The sequence below is a fragment of the Microbulbifer sp. CAU 1566 genome, assembly GCF_023156515.1.
In the GTDB taxonomy this organism is placed as follows: domain Bacteria; phylum Pseudomonadota; class Gammaproteobacteria; order Pseudomonadales; family Cellvibrionaceae; genus Microbulbifer.
On the sequence record NZ_JALNMG010000011.1, the window covers coordinates 1 to 5,653 of the forward strand.

8 protein-coding genes are annotated in these 5,653 nt (G+C 44.0%); all 8 read right to left on the reverse strand.

Annotated features, from left to right (window positions below; all coding sequences use genetic code 11):
• Nucleotides 1-237: 237 nt before the first annotated feature.
• Nucleotides 238-744, reverse strand: coding sequence for a hypothetical protein (locus M0G74_RS18075; RefSeq protein WP_248220182.1), 507 nt, complete (start codon nt 742-744; stop codon nt 238-240).
• 729 nt (nt 745-1,473) lie between these two features.
• Nucleotides 1,474-1,965 (reverse strand): DUF4124 domain-containing protein, encoded by a 492-nt coding sequence (locus M0G74_RS18080; protein ID WP_248220183.1) that lies wholly within the window; start codon nt 1,963-1,965, stop codon nt 1,474-1,476.
• Between the two features lie 1,002 nt (nt 1,966-2,967).
• Nucleotides 2,968-3,234 carry a hypothetical protein gene (locus M0G74_RS18085; RefSeq protein WP_248220184.1) on the reverse strand — a complete coding sequence of 89 codons (267 nt, stop codon included), beginning with the start codon at nt 3,232-3,234 and terminating at the stop codon, nt 2,968-2,970.
• Nucleotides 3,235-3,341: 107 nt separating this feature from the next.
• Entirely contained in the window at nt 3,342-3,677 is a 336-nt protein-coding gene (locus M0G74_RS18090; RefSeq protein WP_248220185.1) for an Imm50 family immunity protein, read from the reverse strand.
• Nucleotides 3,678-4,187: 510 nt separating this feature from the next.
• Nucleotides 4,188-4,550: a hypothetical protein gene (locus M0G74_RS18095; protein WP_248220186.1), complete on the reverse strand. Its 363-nt coding sequence runs from the start codon at nt 4,548-4,550 to the stop codon at nt 4,188-4,190.
• Between the two features lie 227 nt (nt 4,551-4,777).
• On the reverse strand, nt 4,778-4,957 hold the full coding sequence (locus M0G74_RS18100) for a hypothetical protein (protein ID WP_248220189.1): 180 nt from the start codon (nt 4,955-4,957) through the stop codon (nt 4,778-4,780).
• Entirely contained in the window at nt 4,954-5,493 is a 540-nt protein-coding gene (locus M0G74_RS18105; protein ID WP_248220191.1) for a hypothetical protein, read from the reverse strand. The genes M0G74_RS18100 and M0G74_RS18105 overlap by 4 nt, the downstream gene beginning before the upstream one ends.
• A 72-nt stretch (nt 5,494-5,565) precedes the next feature.
• On the reverse strand, nt 5,566-5,653 hold an 88-nt coding region (locus tag M0G74_RS18420), incomplete at its 5' end, for an IS3 family transposase (protein WP_348983721.1).

A 5,653-nucleotide genomic window follows, 5' to 3' on the forward strand; every position in this document is an offset into this window, starting at 1 on the left:
GACGAACCGCCTCCCGGCGGAATTCCTCCGTATATGCCGCAACCTTCTTCTTACTCATGATGCACCTCCGTGTTAGGCCGAAACCTAACTATACAGGGTGTCTACTTTTTGTGGGTAACTCGGTGGCATAACGCCGCGCTCAGCAGCGACTAACTTTGTGCGCTTTATGCGTGACAATGGGAGCGAAGCGACCGCGCATAAAGTGCACAAAGTTAGACGTCGGCCTGCAGCGCATTGTTAGAAATTTTTCTCAGCGTGCATTGGTAGGCCTACCTCGCGGGCCACCTTTTCAGCGAAGCTCAAAGCTTCGCTCTTCCCATCACTAGACCTTGGATATTTTGCCAACAACATATTAATATCAAAACCTCCAGAATAATCGTTAGTTGTATTTTTTCCAACTAAGTTAACCTCATAAAATCTGCGCGAGCGATCATCAGTAGAAGGACCATCAGAATTCTCGATTACTCTTACATACTTGTATAGGCTCAATGAAATCTGCGTTTCTGACTCAATAAAGAGCCATTTTTTAAAATTTATAACAGCGCCTTTTTCTGTATCGATGAATTTTTCAGCCTTACCAAAAAATGTGATCACGCCAATTGCAGTGATTATTAACCCTGCAGTCAAAAATCCTATACTCCCTGACGTGATGCCAGGAAGAAGAAAGCCGCCGCCTCCGAACAGGATTGCAAATACGCCTAAAAACTTTGGAATCGAATTCTTCGCGGGCTGATAAATTTTCATTTTTTGACGATTACGATTTCTAACGCCGCGCTCAGGGGCGGCTTACTTTGTGTAGTTTATGTGCAATTATGGAGCGAAGCGACAGCACATAAAGTGCACAAAGTAAGCCGTCCCTTTGCAGCGCTTTGTTAAGCATTTTCTCGAGCTCTCCGAATCTGGTGTACAACAAGACCAAAACAAGACAATGAAGATAGAGCCCAAAGATATGCTCCAATTAGTGGTGTAACTTCTACGGTGATTCCGTCTGCACCTAACATAGCTACCGGATTTGCGAAGAATGTTATTACACATAGCGAGGCTAAGATGCTAAATGAAAATGCCATCTTGGGTTTTGATGCCGCAAGAAATCCTATACTTAGAGTAATAAAAACGTTTGCGAACCAAGGGGGAATCATGAAAAGCGAAGAAAATAGGTTCTTTAAACCTAGCATTCCGAGAGAATACCAGTTTTCTATTGCAATGACTGACAGGTAAGACTGAAACCATCCTAGCGCTAACAGTGAATATCCATACTCGTGCCTACCTGCCACATTCAGTGCTGGCATGAAAAGTGACAGCAAAAAAAGTAGAGCCGGAATTGAAACGTAAATTTTTTGATTCATGATTGCTTAACGCCGCGCTCAAGGGCGGCTTGTTTTGTGTGGTTTATGTGCAATTATGGAGCAAAGCGACTGCACATAAAGTGAACAAAACAAGCCGTCCCTTTGCAGCGCTTTGTTACGCAGTGCCTCAGAGCACCTTATGTAACCTTACATTTGTAATGCTTCGCCACAAAAGAATATTATCTTTGAAGCTTACTAAATCATGCTCCTCATCCCAGTCTTCTTTATTAACAAAATTCTTTTTATGATGAACAATTATCTTATTTTCCGTTAATGTATAAGGCAGACTAATCACTCGCCCGTTATACTTTTTGAATGTCATTGTTGAGCTCGTGAACGTCCACGTACTACTATAGGCAGTTCTTGGATAGTAATCAGTCCAAGTTCCTAGCAAATTATTCTTAGAAATTACAAAATTTTTATCATCCAAATCTGTGTCTCTTTCATCGCCACCACTTCCCGATACTTTAATTTCATTTTGCTCTGAATCTTTGGCGCAAGGAAATTGCTGGTAAGTAATACCTCCATCAGAATTCTTGCACTTAAAGACGTTAGCCAATGCTATTGACGAACAAAAAATGGCATAAAGTATAACTAACAGTTTCGACGTTTTCTTCACTTACTCTTCCTTGCGTAACGCCGCCAGCAGAGGCGGCTTACTTTGTGCGCTTTTTGCGCGAAAATGGGAGCGTAGCGACCGCGCAAAACGTGCGCAAAGTAAGCCATCCTGCGGAGGGCCGAAGGCCCGGAGCGAACTGCCTGGCCTTGTTAACATTGTGCTTGCTACGGTGCACACTTTGGCAAACTAGCCCTTAAATTTTGCTCCAAAAAAAGTGAACTACATGCAACAACACCGTCTTTGAAGGCTGGTGATTCTTGCCCTATATACTGACAAGTGCACTCGTTCTCAACCTCTACACGATGAAAATAACCACTATCACAGGAATCTGGATCAGAGCATAGATCACTATCTGTTTTTACTAGATATATAGCGATCACTCCAATTACCAGGGTTGCAAAAAAACCAAATATTAATGCCGCTATTTTTCGCATATGACCGAATGTTAACGCCGCCGGCAGGGGCAGCTTACCTTGTGCGCTTTTTGGGCGATAATGGGAGCGCAGCGACCCGCGCAAAATGTGCACAAGGTAAGCTGTCCCGCGGAGGGCCGCAGGCCCGGAGCAAATTGCCCGGCCTTGTTATGCGTGCCTAGCTCCGCTCTATAAATTTACCGCGTGCAATGTGCCAGTAACCTGCATACAAATTGAACGCTAGGCCATGCTCGATTTTACCGGCATGAGCATGAGGGCTTAAAAAGTGGACCTCGGCGTCGACGGATACTCCAGGTTCGGCCTCATTACATGCCAATAACCGTAAACTGCAATCCCACAACTCATTATCTTGATAACTGAGAGTGGGCCTGATTCCGGTAATGTACTTAACCCTGCAATTCGGGTCACTTACCTTTAGAAATTCAATTTTTGCTAAGTACGACATTTCTCGTTCTTACGCATAACGCCAAGCCAAGGGGCGCGTTAAGCAAAGCTTAATGCGTCCCGCGGAGGGCCGAAGGCCCGGAGTAAACTTGGGCGCCTTGTTATGAGTTGTTTTGTACATTATTTATGTTTTACTCAAACTAACTATAAATTCCGCCACTTTTTGGGGCTCTAGTTCATAAATTTTTGGGGTAAGATTATTTGAACCGAAATAAACAGCGACAATAAGTTGGTCTTTGTCATTGATTGTACTTACTTCGATATTAATATCTTCGCTTGGCAGTTCAATTGTAAAATCATCGTTTTCCTCAGCAGCTGATTTTGAAATAGCTTCTAGCTCCTCAAACGATATGGACTCTCCCCATTTTCCCTTTTGATTATAAAGTTTCATGCTTTCGAGGACTCATAACGCTTTGCTAAGGGGCAGCCGGAGCGAAGCGTAGGCTGTCCCGCGGAGGCCGCGTTTTTTTTGCGGCCGGAGTGTACTTCAGCAACTTGTTATGCATTTTCTATCTTAGCCACTACAGAAGTACATTTAAAACTACCGCCCATACCGTAACATGGCTCGATAGAAACCCAGAACTGTTTACCCTCAAGTATTTTCAAAGTATCTATCACACTACTCGGCTCATACTCGGATAAGCTATTTCCTGTAACTCCATAAAATGAAATAGATACAGTTCCTTGGATGTTTTTATTTGAATCTATGTACTCCAACACCAACTCGATAGCACCACCTTCTTCGCGAAAAGCCTTAATAGGAGCATCGCAGAACACAGGCCAATAACCGAAGTATGAAACCACTTCCTTTTGATATTCACTCATTACTTGCATATGCATAACGCCCGCAACAGGGGCAGACAATGCTATGCACATTTTGTGCGAATATGGGAGCGTAGCGACCGCACAAAATGTGCATAGCGTTGGCTGTCCCTCTGCTTGCGATTGTTATGGCTGACGCGCTCCGAACTCATTATTTGCACTTTGCCAGCCACGGCCTGGCTGGCCACGGCCCGAACAAGACGGGGAAAGAATACCTCACTTTCCCAACAAATTTTATTTCTTACTGGCACGCCACAACACTGCAGCGGAACAACAATACCCAATGAACTCAAGCGAACGCTCTAGGAACGAAACTGCCTGAATGTGCCTTGGCAAAATGCGAAATATTAGATGCCAGAACAAAGCGCAAAACTTGCCGCGGCACTAATGCCAAATTTTACTGACCGGCACCATAACGCCGTGCGCAGCGGCGGCTTACTTTGTGGATTTTTTGCGCAAAAATAGGAGCGTAGCGACTGCGCAAAAAGTGCGCAAAGTAAGACGTCGGCCTGCCGCACCTTGTTAAATTCGTTTGCGTAGTACGAACTTCCCGGGTTCGATATCAGGGAAACTCGGCTCAACTAGAACCAGATTACTATCGCCTACCACCTTGAACGTGTACTTTTTACCGCTAGATAACACTAGCGTAATTTTATCCTCGCCTTTACTCCATATGCCGCGCTCAACTACTTCTACATTTTCACAAGGATCGCATTCATTTGGCATTTGCGTGGAGACAATCTCCCCCAAATGCCCTTGGGCTAAGAATAATGTCCAACCCCAATTACTTTTTGTATCTGCACGGTACTCACCCAGAATGGACTCATCAGCATTGGCGCAAGACATAAACATAGAAATTGTAACGGCGACAATAAGCGCTCTCATAGTGGCACCTGAATTTAACGCCCAGCGCAGGCGCAGCCAGCGCGGAGCGCCTTTTGTGTTAATGTTTGAGCGACAGCGAGTAACACAAAAGGTGCGTAGCGTTGGCTGTCGCTCTGCCGCTGTTTGTTATGTTTTTTTCTTGCTCGGAGGATGAACGCTCGGCCTGACCGCCAACTTTTCTGGAGTTACAATTTTCTTGAGGCGCTCTTGCGCCTCTTTTATAGATTTTACTTCTTCTCTTTTTGACACTCTTCATCATCCTTGTATTTTTCTGGGTTTTTAATGAAATCCGGATTTCCAGTAGATTTTACATCTTCTGGAAAATCTTCATTGAGAATGTTTTTGTTCTTCTCAATTGAAGATTTCATTTTCTTGAAGCGTTCTGTAAATTCTTTTGAATTACTCATACTTTTTTCACACAATAATCTGGAAAGTGTTCAGCTCCCGTACTTGCTACATAGCTGTAGCCTTTCTGTACGTAAAAATCTATAACACTCTCGTTTATAGGCTGCATGATGCGAATTTCGCTGGCGCCCAACAAATTGGCATACGCAATCAGAGAGAGTTCAGTAATTGAAAAAGCTCTACCCTTTAACATACTGTGATTAGCTACGCGCTCTGTGAGCTCTAACCTTAAACGCTCTCCATTAAAAGATGGCCGCCCAAGCGATAACGACTCAAGACGGTTTTGATACCAAATAGCAAGCTCAAATCGCTTTGGGTACATTTTCCTATAGGTATTGGAATCAGAGTACCAATTGAAATCGACCCTACGCTCGGGAATATCATTCCACAATTTTGCTTGCCTCAATGCAGCTGGGTTCAGCCCAGAGAGGGAGATATTTGAAGCATCTCCATAAGGTAAGGCAGCCTTAACTGAATCCCTTACCATCTCCCGATATGATTCATATCGAGCTTCCGCCTCCATGTGTGTGGCTTGCATTTTCTTTCCTTAGAATTTCGTAGTTAATTGCTTGCGAAAACTGGTCTTACCCACAAAAAGTAGACACTATAACTATGTGATTTTGCGCTCGTACTCCGCTGGACTTTTGTAACCCAGTGTAGAGTGCCTACGTACTCTGTTGTAGAAAATCTCGATGTAT

Bases quoted from the DNA above. Each gene is read 5' to 3' on its own strand.
- M0G74_RS18085 (WP_248220184.1), bottom strand. From the start codon at position 3,234: ATGAAACTTTATAATCAAAAGGGAAAATGGGGAGAGTCCATATCGTTT.
- M0G74_RS18100 (WP_248220189.1), bottom strand. From the start codon at position 4,957: ATGAGTAATTCAAAAGAATTTACAGAACGCTTCAAGAAAATGAAATCT.
- M0G74_RS18095 (WP_248220186.1), bottom strand. From the start codon at position 4,550: ATGAGAGCGCTTATTGTCGCCGTTACAATTTCTATGTTTATGTCTTGC.
- M0G74_RS18090 (WP_248220185.1), bottom strand. From the start codon at position 3,677: ATGCAAGTAATGAGTGAATATCAAAAGGAAGTGGTTTCATACTTCGGT.
- M0G74_RS18075 (WP_248220182.1), bottom strand. From the start codon at position 744: ATGAAAATTTATCAGCCCGCGAAGAATTCGATTCCAAAGTTTTTAGGC.
- M0G74_RS18105 (WP_248220191.1), bottom strand. From the start codon at position 5,493: ATGCAAGCCACACACATGGAGGCGGAAGCTCGATATGAATCATATCGG.